The organism is Synechococcus sp. L2F, from assembly GCF_024345695.1.
Lineage (GTDB): Bacteria > Cyanobacteriota > Cyanobacteriia > PCC-6307 > Cyanobiaceae > MW101C3.
Genome location: NZ_JAGQBP010000001.1, coordinates 541067 through 559850, shown reverse-complemented (window position 1 = coordinate 559850; position 18784 = coordinate 541067). Strand labels below are relative to the sequence as shown.

Below are 18784 nucleotides of genomic sequence, written 5' to 3'. Positions count from 1 at the left end.
GTTGAGGTTTGAAGTTGTCTTGGTGGCCCATACATGCAGTGCGAACGTGTTCTTTGATGCACGCTTCTTCACCTGCTCGCGAGAAGATCTGGTTTCACAGTTCTGAATCACTGGAGCGAAGGTCGATGGGGCCGCTGGGTCTTTCTGAGATGAAGGTGGCCGTCATCGGCGGCGGTGTGGCTGGTCTGGCACTGGCCCGCTCCCTCTGCCGCGGCGGCGCCGGCGGCGGTGAGCGGATCAACGTGTTCGAGCGCTCCACCACCATGGACCGCCAGGGCTTCGGCTTCCTTGTGCTGGAGAACGGCCAGCGCGCCCTGCAGTCGCTCGGCATTGATGTGTTGGCCAGTGGTATCGGCCATGCGCTTGAGCGGGTCTCGATACTTTCCTCCTGCGGGCGCTCGATTGCCCAGCACCCCGTCACCCACACCATCGCGGTCGACCGCCCCTCGCTGCTGCGGGCACTGGCTGACGGACTGCCCCGCGGGGTGATTCAGTTCAATCACCGCTTTGAAGCCTTCGAGCACGACCGCGACCGCATGCTCTCGGCCTCCTTCGCCTGCGGCGGTCAGGCCACGCTGGTGCGCCACAGCGCTGATGTGTTCGTGGGCGCTGATGGGGTCAACTCCCGCTGCCGTGCCCACCTCACCGCCGATCGCCCCTCGGTGCCGCCGCGCCGCGCCCGGGTCAACGAGATCGTCGCCTGTGTCCATCTGCCGGCGGTGGCGGCCACCCTGGGCCACCGCTTCGTCAAGGTGCTCGATCCCAGCGGCGGGTTTGCGGTGGGGCTGGTGCCCCTGGCCAAGGGGCGGGTGATCTGGTTCGTGCAGTTCGACAGCCACCGTTTCGCGCCCCCGGCGCCTGGCGCCATCTCCTCCTTCCTCGACACCCACCTGCGCAGCTTTCCGCAGTTCGTGCGTGAAACGATCGAGGCCACCCATCCCTCCCTGCCCCATCTCTGGCAGCCGCTCGACATCGATCCCCCGCCCCGTCTGGCACGGGGCAACCTGGTGCTGGCGGGCGACGCGGCCCATCCGTTGCTGCCCTTCACCAGCCAGGGCGCGAATACGGCGCTGGAGGATGCGGTCTGCCTCTCCGAGCAGCTGCTGGCCTGCCGGCTGCCTATGGATCTCAACCGGGCCCTGAGCACCTACCACCACCAGCGCCATCCGTCGCTGAAGCGCTACCTGCACGCTGGGCGCACGATGGCGGCTCAGTTCGTGCGTCCCCCGGCCGAGGTGGAGAGTACGTCTTTGCCACTGGCGAAATGAATGGGGCTGAAGGCGTCCGTTTCGACGATGACGCCGTTCCTTTCGAACTGCTGCGTGAGCGGGCCTACAACATGCGCTGGGCGGAGCAGGCCGAAGGGGTGATTCCGCTCACCGCCGCCGATCCCGACTTTCCCGCAGCACCGGTGATCAGGGAGGCCGTGATCCGCTACGCCAGCGGCGGAGTGTTCAGCTATGGCCCGGCGGGGGGGCTGCCCTCCTTCCGCGCCGCCGTGGCCACCTACCTGCGCCAGGAGCGTGGGGCCGATGTGAGCGCGGCTGGGGTGATCGCCGTGGACAGCGCCGCCGCGGGCCTGGCCATGGTGGCCCTCCAGTGGCTCCGCCCGGGGGATGAGGCGGTGGTGTGGGATCCGGCGGATTTCCTCTTTGCCCACACCGTGCGCGCCGCGGGGGCCACGCCGCTGTTCTGGAGCCTCGACCGCCATGCTCCACTTGATCTTGAGGCGCTCGACAGGCTGATCAGCCCGCGCACGCGCCTGTTCTGCCTCTGCAACCCCCACAACCCGCTGGGCCGCTGCTTCCGGCGCGATGAGCTTGAGGCACTCGGCCGTTTCTGCCTGGAGCGCGGCATTCGCGTGCTCAGCGATGAGATCTGGAGCGAGGTGGTGTACCCGCCGGCGGTGTTCACCAGCTGGCTGGCGCTTGAGCCGGCCCTGGCGGCCCAGGGTGCCGTGGTGCATGGCTTCTCGAAATCCTTTGCCCTGGCAGGCCTGCGGGTGGGCTATGTGGCCATGGCCGATGCCGAGGCCTGTGCCCGCATGCTGGCGGCCAGTGAGCAGCCCGCCACGGTGGCAGGGGTGGCCACCCTCAGCCAGGTGGCGGCGGAGGCGGCCTATTCCCCGGAGGGGCTGCGCTGGTTGCAGGCCTTCCAGCAGCATCTGCTGGAGCGCCGCAATCAGGCCATCACGCTGCTGCGGGCCATGCCCGGCGTTGAAGTGGAAACGCCCGATGCCACCTACGTGGCGCTCGTGCGGGTGCCGGGCGGGGAGAGGGGTGTGGAGCCCCTGACAGAGTGGCTGCTGCAGCGGCATCGGCTGGCCGTGGTGCCCGGCAGCCCCCGCTGGTTCGGGGCAGGGGCAGCGGGCCACATACGCCTCTGCTTCGCCACCTCTGCGGGAGTGCTGGCCGAAGGTCTCGATCGGCTGGCACGGGGCCTGCGGGAATGGCCACGCCTGGGTGTGTCAGTCGTTGAGGATCCTGCGATTAGTCTGTTGCAATGCGCACCGGGCCGGCGGGACGGCAATGGATAAGCTCAGATTCTTATCAATGAACCTGGAATGAAGCTGGAGTGATTCAAGGCTGCCTGCACCGCTTTCCCCTCATTAGCAGCCACCTTCTCAGAGGGTCCGCAGCTTCACCGAGCTACTCCTCCAACAACTTCCATGGTGATGCCGTGTCCTCTTCTCGCCTCCAGCTCCGCTCACCCGCTGGCTCGGTTGATGCCGTAGGGGCCTGGCGTTCAAGTCCGAGCTGCTTGTGCCCATGGGCCCCTCCCTATGCAGTGATCCCATGAGGAGCGAGAGCGAGCACACCTCCACGGGTATCCCCTGGTCGTTGAGGGCCCATGCTGCCATCCTTGCTGCTTTTTCCATTGAGGACCCATCCACCACAAATGAAGTGGTTGACCAGCTGGCGCTGGCGCTCAAAGCCGATGTAGCGGCCCTAATCACCAACCAATCCTTCCGTTGCTCGGTGGGTCTGAGCGCGGAAGATCAGGCCCTGCTGTTGCGGGTTGCGGCGGACCGTCCCACGGAAGTGCGCTTGGCTACGGGGCTGCGGCAGGTTCACTGGTGCCTGCTTTCAGGCCTGGATGTGTTGCTGATTGCTCGCTATCAGACTCCCTTCGACCTTCAGGAGCGCTGGCTGCTCGAGGCCATGGCCCAGAGCCTGCAGTTGTGTGCACAGGTCAGCAAGTCGATGCTGGCGGAGCGATCCGCCACCCGTGCAGCCATGGATCAATCGAGCTACGACCTGCTGACGGGGCTCCCGAACCGCAGCCGCGTGCTCAGCCAGCTGGCGCTCAGCCTGGAATCGAACCTGCGCAGCGGTGGCAGTAAGGGATCATTGGCGGTTCTTTTTATCGACATTGACCGATTTAAGTTGATCAACGATGCCCATGGCCACACCACTGGAGATCGTTTTCTGATCACGGTGGCCAAGTGCCTGCGGCAATGTGTGCGTTCCGGTGATCTTGTGGGGCGTCTTTCCGGCGATGAGTTCATCATCGTCAGCTCAAGTTCTTCTCAAGAATCGGTTCAGGCTCTTGGGGCACGTATCATCGATCTGATTGGCCGGCCGATGACGATCGGCAGCAAGTTGCTCAGTCATTCGGCCTCGATTGGTGTGGCGATCGCCAATGGCAGGGACACCGCTGAAGTGCTGATTGAAAATGCCGATATGGCAATGTACAAAGCGAAGGCCAGCGGGCGGGGCTGCCTGGCTTACTTCGATCAGCAGATGAGAAACACCGCCCTCAAGGCAGCCACTTTGGAACAGGATCTCCGAAGAGCGCTTGCAGCTGGCGAAATCACCTCCTATTACCAGCCGATCTTTGATGTTCACGACCATCGGATTCTCGGCTTCGAATCCTTGGCCCGTTGGCAGCACCCGATGCACGGCCTGATCTCTCCCAGCGAATTCATTCCAGTGGCCGAAGAAAGTGGGCTGATCGTGCAGATCGATTCAATCGTGCTTCAGCAGGCCTGCAAGCATATGGCTCGTTGGCATGCGGTCTGTCCAGATCAGAAATTAGGCCTTTCGGTGAATCTGTCTGTCCGCAGTCTGCTGGATCCAGGCACGCCAAAGCAGATCGCCATGGCGCTGTTCGAATCGAACTTTCCAGCGGACCGCCTCTACATCGAAATCACCGAAACGATGCTGATCGAAGATGTTGATGCAACCCTTCGAGCCTTCCGGCAGATCAAGGCCTTAGGGGCCAACCTGGCCATCGACGACTTTGGCTCAGGATACACCTCCATGCGATATCTCAAGCGTCTGCCGGTTGAGGTTCTGAAGATTGATAAATCCTTCATCGAAGGATTGGGCAGCAACCAAGAGGACGAAGTAATCGTTAAAGCGGTGATCAGCATGGCCAAGGCGCTGGGCCTTCATGCGATCGCGGAGGGGGTGGAGCGGCAGGAGCAGTTGGACGTGCTCCGGAAACTTGGCTGTGATTATATTCAGGGATATCTAGTCGGACGCCCTCTGAATGCTCCCAACACCCTTGCGCTGATTCAGTCGCGCTCTGAAATGCTTGCCGACTGCATCTGATGTTTGAACCCTTCCCCCTGTTCGATGATCACCAAGAGTTGTCGGCCGTTCCCATGATTGGCTCCGGCTCCTCAAGGCGCCATCAGCTGCAGCTCAAGGCCATCCGTGCGTTGAAGGCCATCTGGGTGGAGGCCGATCAAACCTTTCCACCTCCTTATCGCAATCCAGCTGATCTTCTCCAGCACGGCGTCAGGCATCTGGTGGCCGCCGGCTTCCCGCTGCACCGCATTGCTCTGGCGCTGGTTCCGATCGAAACCGGCCAGGGTGGCATTCAGTATTGGTGGGATGTGGAGAACCCGGAGGTGGTGCGTTCCTTCTTCCGGGGCAGTGAGTTCTTTGCCGGCATGGATCACCGCACCAGCGTGCTGCATGCGGTGTGTGAGAAGAAAGCCCCCGAACGTCTGCTGCTGGAAAACCTCAAGCCCGATGATATCCCCTATGCACTGGCCAGAGATATGCGCCGTGAGCGTTACACCGACTACATCGCCGTGCCCCTTGGCAGTGATGGCAGCCATGAGCTGATTCTCACGATGGCCACCCAGCGGCCCGGCGGGTTTCTGTTGTGGGAGCTGGCGGCGCTCAAACGCCTGGTGGGCACCATGGTTCCCACCGTCCTGGCCTGCGTGGGCCATGAAGGCCGCCAGTGGGGATGGCGGGATCCGCTCACGGCACTCTCCAACCGTGGCAGCTTCGAGCAGCAGCTGAGTCAACAGATTGCCTTGTCGCGCGTTACCGGTGATCCGTTCTCCCTGGTGATCCTGGATCTCGATGATTTCGGCGCCTACAACGACACCTTCGGCCATTTCTGTGCCGACGACAGCCTGCAGGCGATCGCCAGGCTGCTCACCCGGCGACTGGGCGCCGACAACCCCTTGCTGGCACGAGTCGGTGCGGATGCCTTTGCCATCCTCTTGCCTTCGGTCACCGGTGCGGAAACCGAGCGCCTTGCCGCTGAGTTGGTGGTGGAGATCCAGGGCCTGAGGATCGCCCATCCCCCCGCTCTCGATCCGTTCATGAGCGCCAGCGTTGGAATCGAAACCCATTGGCCGCTGCTCGAACCAGAAGATGCCCAGGCCAGCGAACTGCTTGCCCGTGCTGAGATCGCCCTCAACCGCGCCCGTCAGACCAAACGCTCCTGCCAGCTGATGCCGCAATGACCCGCCGGCTCAGCCGGCAGCGTGGTAGCTGCTGCGCACCAGCGGCCCGCTGCGCACCTGAGCGAAGCCCAGGGTGGTGGCGATCGCCCCCAGCTGCTCGAATTCCGCCGGAGTCCAGTAGCGCGCCACCGGCAGGTGGGCCAGGGAAGGGCGCAGGTACTGCCCCAGCGTCAGGCGTTGGCAGCCCACGGCCCTGAGGTCGCGCAGGGTGGCCACCACCTCCTCACTGGATTCGCCCAGCCCCAGCATCAACCCTGATTTGGTTGGGATCTGTGGCGCCAGCTCCCGCGCCGCCGCCAGCAGGTTCAAGGAGCGGGCATAGGTGGCGCCCCGCCGCACTTCCCCCTGCAGCCGCTCCACCGTCTCGAGGTTGTGGTTGAAGCACACGGGCCCGGCGGCCAGCACCTGCTGCAGGCGGTGCCGCTGGGCGGCCCGGCCGTTGGCCTCCTGCCGGTGCCCACCCCAGAAATCGGGCGTGAGCACTTCGATCGCGATCAGTGGGTTGTGCCGCCGGATCGCGGCCATGGTGGCGGTGAACAGGGAAGCGCCGTGATCGGCCTGATCGTCGCGGGCCACGGCGGTGAGCACCACGTAGCGCAGGCCCATGCGCTCCACCGCCTGCGCCACCCGCTCGGCCTCGGCCGGATCGATCGGCAGAGGGGCCTGGCCTTTCTCCACCTGGCAGAAGGCGCAGGAGCGGGTGCAGATCGGGCCCCCCAGCAGAAAGGTGGCTGTTCCTGCCGCATAACACTCGCCCCGGTTGGGGCAGCGCCCCTCTTCGCAGATCGTGTGCAGCCGCTCCTGCTTCACCACCGCCTGCACCCGCTCCAGCTCGGAGGCGTTGCCCAGCGGGCGCCGCAGCCAGGGTGGCAGCCGCTCGGCCGGAGGGATGACGCTGTAACGGCTGCGGGAACCCATGACCGTCAGGCTATCGAGCGCGTTGCGCCCATCCGCCGCCTGCCGTTCATCCGTCCATCCGCCGCCGGCCTTCCATCGCCCGGGCCAGGGTCACTTCATCGGCGTATTCCAGTTCGCTGCCCACCGGCAGGCCGTAGGCGATCCGGCTCACGCTGGTGAACGGACGCAGCAGGCGGGCCAGATAGAGGCTTGTGGTGTCCCCCTCCACACTCGGTGTGAGCGCCAGGATCACTTCGCTGATGCCTTCCTGATCCACCCGGTTCACCAGCGGTTGCACGTGCAGCAGCTCCGGTCCGATGCCATCCATCGGCGAGATCAGGCCACCGAGCACGTGGTAGCTGCCTTTGTATTCGCGGGTGCGCTCGATTGCCAGCAGATCACGGGAATCGGCCACCACGCACAGCAGCCCGGTCTGGCGCTCCGGCTGGAGGCAGATCTCACAGAGGGCTTCGGCGGAGAGGTGGAAGCAGCGCTGGCACTGGCCCACCTGGCTGCGGGCGGCGAGCAGGGCATCGGCGAAGGCGCGGATCTGTTCTTCCGGCTGGCGCAGCAGATGCAGGGCTAAGCGCTGGGCGGTGCGGGGGCCGATGCCCGGCAGGCGCTCGAACTGGTCGATCAGCCGGGCCAGGGGACGGGTGAAGCCGCTCAGAGAACTGACGCGAAGACCCCGAATCTAAAGACGCTGCCAAGAGCTCCCGGCCTGCCGGCCGACAGAATGGCGCCGGTGCTCCCCCATCCCGCCGCCCTTGCCGCCATGCCTCTCCGCTTTCTTCAGCCGGATCTCCGGCCCTGGTTCAGCCGCCTGCTGGCCGTGCTGCTCGGGGCCTTGATCGCTGGTGGTGGGCTGGCGGGCTGCAGCGCCGCGGCCGCCGGGCTGAACGCCTTCCAGAGCCCCGATGGCCGTTATGCCTTCCTCTATCCCACAGGCTGGACGCGCGTGGTGGTGAGCGATGGCCCCCAGGTGGTGTTCCACGACCTGATCAACAGCGATGAAACACTCAGCCTGGTGATCTCCGATGTGAATCCCACCAACGACCTGAGTGATCTCGGCAGCGCCGTGGCGGTGGGTGAAAAGCTGCGGCGCGTGGTGATCGCGCCGGCCGGCAGCGGCCGTGAGGCGGAACTGGTGGAGGCGGTGGAGCGCCAGGACGGTGGCCATACGTTTTACGACCTGGAGTACGCGGTGCACCTGGCGGATCGCGACCGCCACGAACTGGCCACGGTGGTGGCTGACCGGGGTCGGCTCTACACCCTGGCGGTGAGCACCAACGAGGCCCGCTGGGGCAAGGTCAAGGAGCTCTTCCATAACGTGATCACCTCCTTCACCCTGCAGATCTGAGGCGGCCCGGCGGCAGCAGGGTGGAAGCGGAGCTCATGCGGGGGGCTGGACCCATCGACGATGCTGCGGTCCTGGACGATGCTGCGGCCCTGCCAGGTTCCGCAGCCGGCGGCCCGGTGGTGGTCATCGGTGCGGGGCTGGCCGGTGGCCTCCTTGCCCTCGAACTCGCGGGCCTGGGTCTGCCGGTGACGGTGGTGGACGGGGCGGGGCCTGCCGCCACACCGCTCAGCTACGGCGGCATCCCCTGGTGGGCCGGGCCTCCGGGCCCGCTCGACAGCTGGATGGCCGCCGCTCCGTCCCACTGGCGCCGCTTGGAGGCGCGCCATGGCCCCCTGGGCCTGAGCCCCTGCGATCTGGTGCTGCATTGGCCCGCCGCCGCTGACGCCGCTGCGCGGCAGCGGCAGGAGGGGGTGCTCCAGCAGGTGGAGGGTCTGGCCCGCCGTCACCTCGGAGCCGATCAGCTGCAGCACGGCCCACCGCTGACGGGCGCAGCCGGCGCGGCGTCTCCAGTGGCTGCGGCGGCCAGCGGCGCTGGAGGCACCCTGCGGCTCGGCTACGCCAGGGTCGATGTGGGGGTGCTTGCGGTTGCCCTGCCCGTGGCGTTGCGCGCGGCCGGGGTGCGGCGGCTCATCCAGCGGGTGTCGGCCATCGAGCCCACGCGCTCTGGCTGGCGCCTGCGCTTGGAAGCGGCCAGCGGTGGTGTGGGCGACACCTTGTGGGCCCGTCAGGTGGTTCTGGCTGCCGGAGCCGGTTGCCGCTCGCTTTGGCCGTCGTTGCCGCAGCGTCTGCGGTTCAGCTGGGCCGGCGCACTGCTGGTGGACCGCCTGCCGCTGGCGCTGCCCTCCGGTGATGCCATCGTGATGCCGTTGCTGGGCCAGCGGCAGGGCCTGGAAGACCGCTCCGCCCAGCTGCAGGCGCCTGAGCTGATCGTGGATGTGGGCTGGGCGCCGAGCGGTACGGGCTGGCTGCTGGGCCAGAGCTCCCTGGTGGGCCCAGGCACGGACCTGGGCCCACCCCCCGACCCCCGCCACACCGAGCTGTGCCTGCGCCAGGCGTTTGCGGGGCTGCTGCCGGCACTGGCGGAGCTGCCGGGTCGCTTTGTTCAGGTGCCGGTGAGCTTCACGAATCCGGGCCTGCCCCTGGTGGGAGCGGTGGCGGGTGACCCTGGCCTGTGGGTGTTCGCCGGTTTCGGTGGGCCCTTTGCGTTGGTGCCGGCCCTGGCGCCGCTGCTGGCGGCCGCCATCGCCGGTGATCCGGCTGCCCTGGCCACGTTGCCCGGCGCCGCCCCCGTGGCGGGCGGGGGCTGACAGGAACCCCGTGACCCACCAAGCTGGCGGCCATGCACCTGCTGCGGCCTGACCATTGGAAGGGGATGCCTCCGCGGCGGAAGGTGGCGTGGTGTCTGGGCGGCGTCGTCGGTGCGGTGGTGCTCTGGGCCTGCTTCTGGCGTGTGCCCACCGAGGTGATGGGCAAGGGGGTGCTGCTGCTGCCCGGCAGTGCCGGCCTGATCGACGCCCGCGCCGGCGGCCAGGTGCGGCGCCTGCTTGTGGCCGTGGGCGATCGGGTGCGACGCGGCCAAGTGCTGGTGGAGCTCTATCTGCCGGTGCTGGAGCGGGAGATCGAACAGCAGCGAGCCAACCTGCGGGAGCTCGAACGTCAGAACGAACAGCTCACCGCCCGCGACGACCAACGCCTCGCCACCGAACGGCAGGCGCTTGCCACCGCCCTCGCCAAGCTGGGCGCTGACCGCAGCCGCTTCGGCGCCCTCAAGAACACCTACGCCGCCAAGCTCAACCAGCTGGAGTGGCTGAGCCGGCGGGAGGTGGTGGCCCCGCTCTCCTCCGAAGTGGTGACGGTGGAGCAGGGCCTCACCGCCACGGCCGTGAACCTCGATCAGGTGGCGATCGAAGAGCGGAACCTGCTCACCGCCTTTCAGCAGGTGAAGCTCGAGCTGGAGACCGTGGCGCTGCAGCGGCGTTTTCGCATCGATGATCTGCGCCGTCAGCTTCGCGTCAGCGAGGCGCAGCTGGCCTTCAACGGCCGCCTGCACGCCGATCGCGATGGGGAGGTGCTGGATCTGCAGGTGATCCCCGGGCAGACCGTGGCCGTGGGCCAGCGGCTGGGCACGATCGGGCGTGGGAGCGGCTCCCAGCCACTGATCGCTGTGGCCTACTTCCCTCCCGCCGATGCCCGTCGCCTGCGCCCTGATCTGCCGGTGGAGGTCGTGCCCGACTGGGACCAGCGCAGCCGCTTCGGTGGCATCGTGGGCCGGGTCCGGCAGGTCAATGTGCTGCCCGCCACCGAGGAGGACATCTCCACCACGATCGGCAACCCCCAGCTGGCCCGCTCCCTCGTGGAAGGCGGGCCGGTGATGCGCGCCGAGATCAGCCTGGAGCGTGACCCCGCCAGCCTCGATGGCTTCCGCTGGACCCTCTCGCGGGGCAGCAGTGTGTTCCCGGTGCGGGAAGGTCTCACCGTCACGGGCCATGCCTACGTGGAATGGCGCACCCCGATCTCCTATCTGCTGCCCGGCCTGCGCTCGCTCACCGGCGGCTTCCGCACGTTCGGCTTCGATCGCCGCTGGGATGACGGAGACCTCCGCCAGAGCGACAAACCGCTTCAGAAGACGCCGACGGCCGCTCCGGCCAGCATCACCAGCTCCTCAGACCGCCCCAGCCCTGCGGCCAGCCCCACCGCGGGGGCGTTGCCATGACTTCGAATCCGCCCCCGCCGACCGGCGAATCCAGCCCGCTGCGGCGGGAGCTGCCCTGGCTGGTGGCCGAAGTGGTGCTGCTGGTGGTGCTGCTCAACGCCAATGCGCCGGAGCTCTGGTTCTGGTTGGTGGTGCTGCTGGTGGTGCTGGCGTACCGCATCGAGCGCTTCGTCTCCAGCGGCGAGCGTTGAGCGGCGCAGCCGCAGGCTGCTGATCCGGAGCTTCGCGTTGCCCGGGCTCGTCACGGCCCCAGTTGCCGACGGCCGGCCTCTGGAACCTTGAGCTGCACCGGCACGACGGCCTCGGGGTCGGTGGGCATCGGCAGCAGTTCCCGCAGCAGTCGGGCGTAGGTGATGTTCACGGCCACCGTGGCCTCCAGTCGCTGCACCAGGCTGGTGATCAGCCGGTCCTGGGTGAGCGACAGGGTGACTTCGTTGGCCAGACCGCTCTGATAGCGGAGCCGGGCATCCCGAAAGGCCTCCAGGCTGGCGCGCACCCCCCGCTGGCTGGAGGCCAGTTTTCCCAGGCTGGCCCCATGTTCGAAGAAGGCCTGCTCCAGTCGCAGGCGGATGTCGTTGCGTGAGGCGGCATAGCGCTGCGCCTCGGCCTGCTCCTGCTGCGTCAGGCTGCGCAGCGCCGCGGCCGTGCTGCCGCCGTCGAACAGCAGCCAGCGGAAGGCCAGCCCCACCGACCAGTCCGTGCCTGCGCTGTTCTGGGTGGGAATCACCGTCGTGCCACAGCAGTCGCCGCTGATGTTCCACTGCTGGGTCTGGCTGCTGCCGGCGGCCGCGGCGGCGAACAGGCTCAGGCGGGGCAGCAGCTGGGCGGCCAGGGCCTGCCGGTCCTTGGCCAGGGCGTCGCGGCTGGCCAGCACCAGCGCCAGCTCGGGGTTGTCGCGATAGGCGGCCAGCAGGCTCTCCTCCAGCCCGAACGGCCAGCGGGACTGGATCCGGATCGGGTCCGCCGCGCGTGGGGTGAGGTTGGCCGGCAGATTGAGCAGCACGGCCAGCCGACGCCGAGCCACCGCCTGGTCGGCGCGGGCCTGGATCAGCTGTTCCTCGCTTTCGGCTTCGAAGGCCTGGCGGCGCAGCAGGTCGAGCCGGGGCACGAGCCCGGCCTGCTTGAGCGCCAGCACCTCTTGCAGGATCACGCCATCGTTGCGCAGGTCGGCTTCGCGGATGCGCACCAGCTGGTCGGCCCGCTGCAGGCCGTAATAGGCCTCACTCACCTCCAGCTGCCGGTGCCGCAGGCTGTTGGCGTAGGTGGCCCGCGCCTGCCGCAGCCGCGCCCGGGCCGCCTGGATCAAGGGGCTGCGGGCGAAATCCAACACGGCCAGATCCAGCTCCAGGCCACCGCTCAGCTGGCGCACCCCCTGGTTCAAGGTGGCGGTGGCACCGCTGGGCACGAAGAAGGGGCCATTGGTGGTCGAGCCATCGGCGGCCTGCAGCCCGGATGCGGCGAAGTTGGGCCCGAGGGCAAGGCTGCCGTTGCCGGCGGGCACCCCGAACCGCGTCGCCGTCTGGTCGTAGGCCAGCCCGCCCACGGCGGCGATGCGGGGCCAGTAGGTGCCCAGGCGGCTTTGCAGCTGGGCCAGGGCTGCGGCCACCTCCAGGCGCCGGGCCTGAACCTGCGGACTTTCGGCCAGCGCGATCACCACCGCCTGCTCCAGGCTGAGCGCCTGCACCTGCTGATCGCTGAGCTGCGCCGCCATCGGCAGGGCTAGCGGGGGTGGGGCCGGTGGCGTCTCACCGGGGGTGGCGCCGCCGGCTCCCCCGCCCTCCGGCCCGGGCAACAGCTGGTCCAGCAGGCGCAATTCGGCGTCCAGGCGGCTCCAGGCGCGCTCCAGCGCAGCGGCGTGGTGATGAGGGTCGGCCCCGGCTGCCAGTGCCACACCGCGGCCCTGCTCCAGCGCGATCCCCAGCAACGTCACGCTCAGGGCGAGCCTGGTGGCGATCGCAGGCCTGGAAGGGAGTCTGGTCATGCCTGCAGCGCCTGCCAGCGCCGGTCCATCGTTTCGAGGCCCTCGGCTGCCTGCTCCAGCAGCATCAGGCGCCGGGCCACCTGGCGCTGGCGCACGTTCGGCACCTGCTCGAAGGCGGGGCTGTGCAGCAGCTCGCGGCAGGTGCGCAGGGCCGCCAGGGCCAGTGCCTGGCTCTGCAAGCCTGCCTGCCTGCCGCTGGCCGTCAGCGACGGCAGCGGTTCGTCCTGCGCGAAGCGGCAGGTCTGCCATCCCTCCAGCCGCTGGGCCATGGCCTCCAGCAGCCTCACTTCCGCCATTCTCAGCTCCACCAGCGCCGACGGTGACAACAGTGGAGGCGGCAGGCTGCGCAGCCCGTCGAGGGTTCCAAGCAACAGCGAAAAGGTGGCATCGCACAGTTGCCACAGGTGATGCAGCGGCTGCCGGGCCGGGTTGAGCCCCAGCTCCGTGATCGCCGCCGGCCGCCCCTGCCGCAGGGCCACCAGCTGGGTCAGGTCCTGCCGGTGGCGCCGGCGCCGCTCGCCGGGGGAAGCGGCGGGGGCCAGCGGGCTGCCGAGTCGCTGGCCTTCCTCGCGCAAGGCGGCTGCGATCGTGCCCATCAGGCGCCGGCAGCCGTCGTTCTGCTGCTGGATCGCCCGGCTGGGCCAGATCCAGCGCACGGCCAGCAACCCCACCACGATTCCCAGGCAGGTCCAGCCCAGGCGCAGCGGAATCCAGCTGGAGAGGTTGGAACTGTGCACCAGCCAGCCCATCACCACGATGAAGCCAGCCACCTTGTAGCCGCTCTGCAGACCCAGCGCACCGCCCAGCAGGCGGGTGAGCGTCAGGGCGATGCCGAGGGCCAGGGGCAAGGGCAGGCGCAGGCCGCTCTGGCACACCAACAGGATGGCCACCCCCATCAGGCTGCCCAGCAGCCGCTGGCGACCCAGTGCATAGGAGCCGCCGTAGCTGCCGGCCATCACGGCGGTGATCGCCATCGGCATGTAGTAGCCATCCGGCAACGGACTCAGCACCGCAAAGCCCGTACTCAGCCCGGTCACCAGGGCCAGGCGCCATTCCTGCCGTGGCGGAAGCTTCATCGCGCCGGCTCCAGGCGGGAGCTGGCGGTGCGGGGCAGGGTGCTCCGCTCGCAGAACTGCAGCGACAGCAGCGCCCGCCGCAGCCGGTTGTGTTCCTCCTCCAGCGAGAGCAGCAGCAGCGAGGGCAGGGTCTGCTCCCTGGAGGCCGGCTGCAGCTGCAGCGGCCCGTCGCCTGACGCCGGCGCCTGCAGCTGCTGAAGCGCCCGTTGCAGCTGCGATGCCAACGCGGCGACAGCTGGCTCGCCGGCCAGGTCGGCGGGGAGCTGGCCGAGCAGCCGTTCGAACTGCACCCAGTGGTGGTGGATCGTCTGCCAGATCAGCAGCCGCTGGCGCCAGCGTGCCTGCCGCAGCAGGTGCCGTGCATGGCCCGCCTGCTCCTGCTGCACCAGCTGTTCGAGAGCGAGCAGGCGGGCGGTGAACTCGGCACGGGACAGCGGTGCAGGGCGTGCCTGCCTGCCCAGAGCCCACGCCGTGAGGGCAGCGAGCTGCGTCTGCAGGCTGGTGTGGATCTGCCGCTCGAGGGCCCCGATGCGCTGCAGCCTGTTCTTCGGCCAGAACAGCAGGGCCGTCAGCAGCGCCACCACGATTCCCACGGACGTGTCCACCGTGCGGTTGAACACGTAGTCCCAGTTGAGCGCGGTGTAGTGGGGGATCAGCAGGAACATCAGGCTGATCGTCACGGCGGTGGACAGCCCTCCTTGCCAGCCCAGCAGCCGCAGCAGGGGCACGGTCAGCAGCAGGGACACCAGCACCGCGGGCCAGCCGCCCATGATCGTGTGCACGAGAAAGGCCACCAGACCGCCGCTGGCGGTGCCGAGCACCCGGGCGAGGGCCGCTTTGACGGTCAGCTCGTCGTTGTCATCGATGACGAAGATCACGGCCAGCAGCGGGTACCACACGAACGCGATCCGATCGCTCCAGAGCGCGATCGCGGCGGTGATCAGGCTGGCGAGGCCAAGGCGCAGGCTCTGCTGAAGCAGGGGGGAGAGTGGAGCCATCGCAGCGCTGCGGCGCATTGCCGGCACGGTACCGGCTCCGTCCATGGCGGCTGAGGGCTGATGGCAGGAGGCTGAGGATCAGTAGCTGGAAGGTGGCGGCGACCCTGGCGCCGTGGCTCAGAACAGGAAGCGGTAGCGGCCGTTGTCCGACGACTCCTTGGAGGAGCTGGCGGTGCCGGCGGTGCTGGGCCAGTCGGCTTCCCAGTAGCTGATGCCGTTGCGGTCGAACGGGCGGCCGCCGAGCCGCTCGGTGCTGAGCTGGGTGGAGGCCATGGCGGTGATCAGGCCGCCGATCTGCATCGGCCCGAGATCGGTCTTGACATCCTCCCCGGCGGCGGAGAGCAGGGTGGGCAGACGCATCAGGTTGTCCGGCCGGATCAGCTTGCGAAACACCGCGGCCAGCACCAGCTGCTGCCGCTCGATGCGGCCGATGTCACCGTTCTCGTCGTGGCGCCAGCGCAGGAAGCCTTCCAGGTCGCGGCCCTTGAGCGTCTGCATGCCCGGCTGCAGGTCGATGTAGAGGCCCTGGCTGTTGTCGACGTAGTACATGCGCTTGGGCACATCCACCTCGACGCCACCGAGCACATCGCCCATGCGGCGGATCGCGCTCAGATTCACCTTGATGTAGTGGCCGATGGGTCGACCGAGGCGCTCAGAAAGCTCCTCCTTCGCGGCTTCGATGCCGCCGTAGGCGTAGAGAGCGTTGGCCTTGACCGGGCCGAAGCGGGCGGAATCGATGTAGGTGTCTCGCGGCACCTGGGTGATCTGGGTTTTGCCGTTCTCCACCCGCAGCGTGAAGATCACATCGGTGTTGCCACCACCCACGTCGGAGCCGAGCACGAGCAGGTCGCGATCGGTGTCAACCCAGCTGCCGAAGGGATTGCGGAAGCCTTCCAGCTTCACAGTGGTGTTGCCCTTGATCAGATCGGCCAAGGGCACCGCCAGGGCGAGGCCGCCGCCGAGCCCGAACATCACGGCGAGCAGGATCGGCCCCAATCCGCTGGACCGGCGCTTGGGGGGCGGAGCGCTCGGGTATCCGGCTGAAGGCGCCGAAGGAACCGCTGTGGATCTCTGGCGCTTCGCTGCCGATGTCTTCATATTGAAACCTTATTTCATCCTGGCGGTGGATTTCCCTCCCAGGCCCGCCGGTATCAGTCAGTTTCTGAGCTGGTGACCTCAGCTCCCAGGATCGCGGCGTTGGCGCACCAGTTCCCGCGCCGCCGGCAGAGCCGGATCCAGCTCGATCGAACTGAACGGCGGCAGCGCCTGCTGACGCAGCCAGGCGCCCCAGCGAAACTCGTGGAAGGGCAGGGTCGGTTGGGCGCGGATCAGCCCCTCCTGCTTCAGCTTCCAGACGAGGCTGCGATAGGGGTCGTCGTCGAGTGCCTCCAGCCGCCTCGGCAGGCGCTCCGCCGGGTGGGGACCGCGCCCCTCGCCATCGTGCAGATAGAGCCAGCCGCGGCGATTGAGCTCCTCGAGGCAGTGGGCCCGGCTGGCGCCCTCCAGCCGCAGCACCACCGCACAGAACACGCTCACGTCCGGGTCGACGTCGAGCAGGGCCCGCAGCCGGTGATGGCGATCGATCATCCAGTGCTCACCGGCGCTGCTGACGGCGACCGGCACCGGGCGGCTGCGCAGGTAACGGCGGCGGCTGGCAGCGGATTCGAGGCGGAAATCACAGGCCCGGGCCCGCACCTCCGCCAGACCGAGGCAGAGCTGGGTGGGCTGGAGGCGCTCGACGGGCAACTCCAGCAACTCCGTCTGGGACGTCGGCGGCAGTTCGTGGGGACCGGAGCTCGGCGCCATCGTCAGGGGGCAGCAGGGGGCCCTGAAGGAGTTGTCCATGCTGCAACATTCCCGCCCACCCCGTCGTGCCGTATCAAGGGGGCAGCGGATGCCTGCCTGTGTTCAGGCCAGCAGCGGTGCTTCGCGGCGCAGTCCGGCCTGCACGCGCCAGAGGTTGGCGTAGGCGCCGTTGCGGACGATCAGCTCTTCGTGGCGCCCGGCTTCCACGATGCGACCCTGGTCCATCACCACGATCCGATCGGCGTGGCGCACGGTGCTGAGCCGGTGGGCGATCACCAGCGTGGTGCGAGAGGCGGTGATGTGGTCAAGGGAACGCTGGATGGCGGCCTCGGTTTCGTTGTCCACCGCGGCGGTGGCCTCATCAAGGATCAGCACGGGCGGATTCTTGAGAATGGCCCTGGCCAGGGCGATCCGCTGCCGCTGACCGCCTGAGAGCCGCTGGCCCCGCTCGCCCACGACGGTGTCGTAGCCCTGTGGCAGGGCCTCGATGAAGCCGGCGGCTTCGGCGAGGGCAGCGGCTCGGGCGATGGCGGTGCGGCTGGCTCTGAAGCTGCCGTAGGCGATGTTCTCGGCCACGGTGCCGTGGAACAGGAACACCTCCTGGCTCACCAGGCCGATGGCACGGCGAAGATCTTCGAGCCGCAGCTCCCGAATTGGCTGGCCATCCAGCAGGATCTCGCCCGCCTGCACCTCATAGAGCCGCAGCAGCAGCTTCACGATCGTGCTCTTGCCCGAGCCCGTGGCGCCAACGATGCCCACGGTGCTGCCGGCCGGCACGGTGAGCTCGAATCCATTCAGCAAGGGGTCGCGGCCGCCGTAGGCGAAGTCCACCGCGCGGAACTCGAGCCTGCCCTGCACCTGCTCAAGGGGCAGCGGCCGGGAGCCGCCGGGAATGCTCACCGGAGTTTCGAGCAGATCGAGCACCCGGGTGGTGGAGGCCATGGCCCGCTGATAGTCGTCGAGGGTGCGGCCCAGGGTGGTGAGCGGCCAGAGCAGACGCTGGGTGATGAACACCAGAAAGCTGTAGCTGCCTACAGCGATCGCTCCCTGCCACGCCTGCAGGCCGCCGATCACCAGGATCGCCAGGAAGGCGAACAGGATCGCGAAGCGGATCAGCGGAATGAAGGCGGCCGAGATGCGGATCGCGCGGCGGTTGCTGGCGCGGTAGGCCTCGCTTTCGCCGCGGAGGCGCTCCAGCTCCCAGGCTTCAGCGGCGAAGCTCTTGATCGTAAGCATGCCGCCGAGGTTGTTGGCCAGGCTGCTGTTGAGATCGCCAGCCCGTTCACGCACCTCGCGGTAGCGCGGGGCCAGCCGCTTCTGGAAGCTGAGCGAGCCCCAGAGGATCACCGGGATCGGCAGAAATGCCACCCCCGCCACGCTGGGGGAGAGCACGGCCATGGCCCCGCCCACCGCCACCACGGTGGTCACCAGTTGCAGCAGCTCGTTGGCGCCATGGTCGAGGAAGCGCTCGAGTTGGTTGATGTCGTCGTTGAGGATCGCCATCAGCCGGCCGCTGCTGCTCGACTCGAAGAAGGCCATCTCCAGCTGCTGCAGATGGCCGTAGGCCTCAAGCCGCAGCTCGTGCTGCACGGTCTGGGCGAGGTTGCGCCACAGCACGCCATAGAGGTATTCGAAGCCGGATTCGGCGCTCCAGATCACGAACGAGAGCAGGGCCAGCAGCCCCAGCTGGCTCGGCACGCTGCGGAAACCGAGCGCGGCGAGGCTGGAAGTCTGCTGGCGGACCACCACATCCACCGCCAGGCCGATCAGCACCGGCGGCGCCAGATCGAAGATTTTGTTGAGCACCGAACAGAACGCCGCCTGCCACACCCGCCGGCGGTGCGGCCGCAGGGCTCGCAGCAGCCGCTTCAGCGCGGGGGCAGAGTGTTGGGGCTCGTGCTGGGGCGAAGAAAGTGGCGGCATGGCCTGGGCAGGCGTGGCAAAGCGTGAAGCAGAACGGAAGGAAAAGGGAAGAAGGGAGGAAATGGGCGAAGGTCGTCTGATTGTCACGGAACCAACACCCGGCGATCCCGAACCAATGTCTGCCCCTGTCCCCTGGAGTCTGGCCTGGTGCGAGAACGGCGAACTCGCCCCTCAGGACCGTATCGACCTGCTGCAATCCCTGGTGCTCACCGAGTCCACCGAGGTTCAGACGACCTTGATCGCCACGATCGAAAACCTGCCCCTGGAGCAGGTGAGCCTGCTGTGCACCGATGGTGTGACCAGCCTCTGGAGCTGAA

17 protein-coding genes are annotated in these 18784 nt (G+C 67.9%); 9 read left to right on the top strand and 8 right to left on the bottom strand.

Annotated elements, in window-relative coordinates:
• Positions 1–149 precede the first annotated feature (149 nt).
• The 4 genes from KBZ19_RS02760 (at position 150) to KBZ19_RS02745 (ending at position 5713) form a co-directional block, all read left to right on the top strand.
• Positions 150–1268, top strand: a complete 1119-nt coding sequence (locus KBZ19_RS02760; protein WP_158217438.1) for an NAD(P)/FAD-dependent oxidoreductase — start codon at positions 150–152, stop codon at positions 1266–1268.
• Positions 1265–2536, top strand: a complete 1272-nt coding sequence (locus KBZ19_RS02755; protein ID WP_094511031.1) for a pyridoxal phosphate-dependent aminotransferase — start codon at positions 1265–1267, stop codon at positions 2534–2536. Before KBZ19_RS02760 ends, KBZ19_RS02755 begins: the two co-directional genes overlap by 4 nt.
• Positions 2537–2795: 259 nt before the next feature.
• Positions 2796–4556: a bifunctional diguanylate cyclase/phosphodiesterase gene (locus tag KBZ19_RS02750; RefSeq protein ID WP_255099688.1), complete on the top strand. Its 1761-nt coding sequence runs from the start codon at positions 2796–2798 to the stop codon at positions 4554–4556.
• Positions 4556–5713: a diguanylate cyclase gene (locus KBZ19_RS02745; RefSeq protein WP_255099687.1), complete on the top strand. Its 1158-nt coding sequence runs from the start codon at positions 4556–4558 to the stop codon at positions 5711–5713. The genes KBZ19_RS02750 and KBZ19_RS02745 overlap by 1 nt, the downstream gene beginning before the upstream one ends.
• 9 nt (positions 5714–5722) lie before the next feature.
• Here KBZ19_RS02745 and lipA read toward each other — a convergent pair whose 3' ends face one another.
• Together lipA and recR are read right to left on the bottom strand one after the other, a co-directional pair.
• Complete coding sequence (gene lipA, locus KBZ19_RS02740; RefSeq protein ID WP_094511028.1) at positions 5723–6631, bottom strand: lipoyl synthase; 909 nt, start codon at positions 6629–6631, stop codon at positions 5723–5725.
• A 46-nt stretch (positions 6632–6677) separates the two neighbouring features.
• Positions 6678–7259 carry a recombination mediator RecR gene (gene recR, locus KBZ19_RS02735; RefSeq protein WP_094511027.1) on the bottom strand — a complete coding sequence of 194 codons (582 nt, stop codon included), beginning with the start codon at positions 7257–7259 and terminating at the stop codon, positions 6678–6680.
• Between the two features lie 126 nt (positions 7260–7385).
• On the opposite strand from recR, the gene psbP reads away from it, so the two are divergent.
• The 4 genes from psbP to KBZ19_RS02715 all read left to right on the top strand — a co-directional run bounded on the left by psbP (position 7386) and on the right by KBZ19_RS02715 (position 10874).
• The gene (psbP, locus tag KBZ19_RS02730; RefSeq protein WP_255100034.1) at positions 7386–7970 is read left to right on the top strand and encodes a photosystem II reaction center PsbP; all 585 of its coding nucleotides are present in this window, start codon (positions 7386–7388) and stop codon (positions 7968–7970) included.
• Positions 7971–8086: 116 nt separating this feature from the next.
• Positions 8087–9277, top strand: coding sequence for an FAD-dependent oxidoreductase (locus tag KBZ19_RS02725; RefSeq protein ID WP_255099686.1), 1191 nt, complete (start codon positions 8087–8089; stop codon positions 9275–9277).
• An 83-nt stretch (positions 9278–9360) separates the two neighbouring features.
• Positions 9361–10683 (top strand): NHLP bacteriocin system secretion protein, encoded by a 1323-nt coding sequence (locus tag KBZ19_RS02720; protein ID WP_255099685.1) that lies wholly within the window; start codon positions 9361–9363, stop codon positions 10681–10683.
• A complete protein-coding gene (locus KBZ19_RS02715; protein WP_255099684.1) occupies positions 10680–10874 on the top strand; it encodes a hypothetical protein in 195 nt (64 codons plus the stop codon). The genes KBZ19_RS02720 and KBZ19_RS02715 overlap by 4 nt, the downstream gene beginning before the upstream one ends.
• A gap of 50 nt (positions 10875–10924) precedes the next feature.
• Here KBZ19_RS02715 and KBZ19_RS02710 read toward each other — a convergent pair whose 3' ends face one another.
• The 6 genes from KBZ19_RS02710 to KBZ19_RS02685 all read right to left on the bottom strand — a co-directional run bounded on the left by KBZ19_RS02710 (position 10925) and on the right by KBZ19_RS02685 (position 18467).
• A complete protein-coding gene (locus KBZ19_RS02710; RefSeq protein ID WP_255099683.1) occupies positions 10925–12664 on the bottom strand; it encodes a TolC family protein in 1740 nt (579 codons plus the stop codon).
• Positions 12661–13740 carry an FUSC family protein gene (locus tag KBZ19_RS02705; protein ID WP_255099682.1) on the bottom strand — a complete coding sequence of 360 codons (1080 nt, stop codon included), beginning with the start codon at positions 13738–13740 and terminating at the stop codon, positions 12661–12663. Before KBZ19_RS02705 ends, KBZ19_RS02710 begins: the two co-directional genes overlap by 4 nt.
• Positions 13737–14738: an aromatic acid exporter family protein gene (locus KBZ19_RS02700; protein WP_255099681.1), complete on the bottom strand. Its 1002-nt coding sequence runs from the start codon at positions 14736–14738 to the stop codon at positions 13737–13739. Before KBZ19_RS02700 ends, KBZ19_RS02705 begins: the two co-directional genes overlap by 4 nt.
• Positions 14739–14855: 117 nt before the next feature.
• The gene (locus KBZ19_RS02695; RefSeq protein WP_233132847.1) at positions 14856–15710 is read right to left on the bottom strand and encodes an LCP family protein; all 855 of its coding nucleotides are present in this window, start codon (positions 15708–15710) and stop codon (positions 14856–14858) included.
• A gap of 204 nt (positions 15711–15914) precedes the next feature.
• Entirely contained in the window at positions 15915–16544 is a 630-nt protein-coding gene (locus KBZ19_RS02690) for a ParB/Srx family N-terminal domain-containing protein (protein WP_255099680.1), read from the bottom strand.
• 102 nt (positions 16545–16646) lie between these two features.
• Entirely contained in the window at positions 16647–18467 is a 1821-nt protein-coding gene (locus KBZ19_RS02685) for an ABC transporter ATP-binding protein (RefSeq protein ID WP_255099679.1), read from the bottom strand.
• A 115-nt stretch (positions 18468–18582) separates the two neighbouring features.
• Between KBZ19_RS02685 and KBZ19_RS02680 the strand changes: the two genes are divergently transcribed.
• Entirely contained in the window at positions 18583–18783 is a 201-nt protein-coding gene (locus tag KBZ19_RS02680) for a hypothetical protein (RefSeq protein WP_255099678.1), read from the top strand.
• Position 18784: the final 1 nt, after the last annotated feature.

Bases quoted from the DNA above. Each gene is read 5' to 3' on its own strand.
- KBZ19_RS02755 (WP_094511031.1), top strand. From the start codon at position 1,265: ATGAATGGGGCTGAAGGCGTCCGTTTCGACGATGACGCCGTTCCTTTC.
- KBZ19_RS02705 (WP_255099682.1), bottom strand. From the start codon at position 13,740: ATGAAGCTTCCGCCACGGCAGGAATGGCGCCTGGCCCTGGTGACCGGG.
- KBZ19_RS02690 (WP_255099680.1), bottom strand. From the start codon at position 16,544: ATGGCGCCGAGCTCCGGTCCCCACGAACTGCCGCCGACGTCCCAGACG.
- KBZ19_RS02700 (WP_255099681.1), bottom strand. From the start codon at position 14,738: ATGGCTCCACTCTCCCCCCTGCTTCAGCAGAGCCTGCGCCTTGGCCTC.
- KBZ19_RS02745 (WP_255099687.1), top strand. From the start codon at position 4,556: ATGTTTGAACCCTTCCCCCTGTTCGATGATCACCAAGAGTTGTCGGCC.
- KBZ19_RS02750 (WP_255099688.1), top strand. From the start codon at position 2,796: ATGAGGAGCGAGAGCGAGCACACCTCCACGGGTATCCCCTGGTCGTTG.
- KBZ19_RS02695 (WP_233132847.1), bottom strand. From the start codon at position 15,710: ATGTTCGGGCTCGGCGGCGGCCTCGCCCTGGCGGTGCCCTTGGCCGAT.
- psbP (WP_255100034.1), top strand. From the start codon at position 7,386: ATGCCTCTCCGCTTTCTTCAGCCGGATCTCCGGCCCTGGTTCAGCCGC.
- KBZ19_RS02715 (WP_255099684.1), top strand. From the start codon at position 10,680: ATGACTTCGAATCCGCCCCCGCCGACCGGCGAATCCAGCCCGCTGCGG.
- lipA (WP_094511028.1), bottom strand. From the start codon at position 6,631: ATGGGTTCCCGCAGCCGTTACAGCGTCATCCCTCCGGCCGAGCGGCTG.
- KBZ19_RS02680 (WP_255099678.1), top strand. From the start codon at position 18,583: ATGTCTGCCCCTGTCCCCTGGAGTCTGGCCTGGTGCGAGAACGGCGAA.
- KBZ19_RS02685 (WP_255099679.1), bottom strand. From the start codon at position 18,467: ATGCCGCCACTTTCTTCGCCCCAGCACGAGCCCCAACACTCTGCCCCC.
- KBZ19_RS02710 (WP_255099683.1), bottom strand. From the start codon at position 12,664: ATGACCAGACTCCCTTCCAGGCCTGCGATCGCCACCAGGCTCGCCCTG.
- KBZ19_RS02760 (WP_158217438.1), top strand. From the start codon at position 150: ATGAAGGTGGCCGTCATCGGCGGCGGTGTGGCTGGTCTGGCACTGGCC.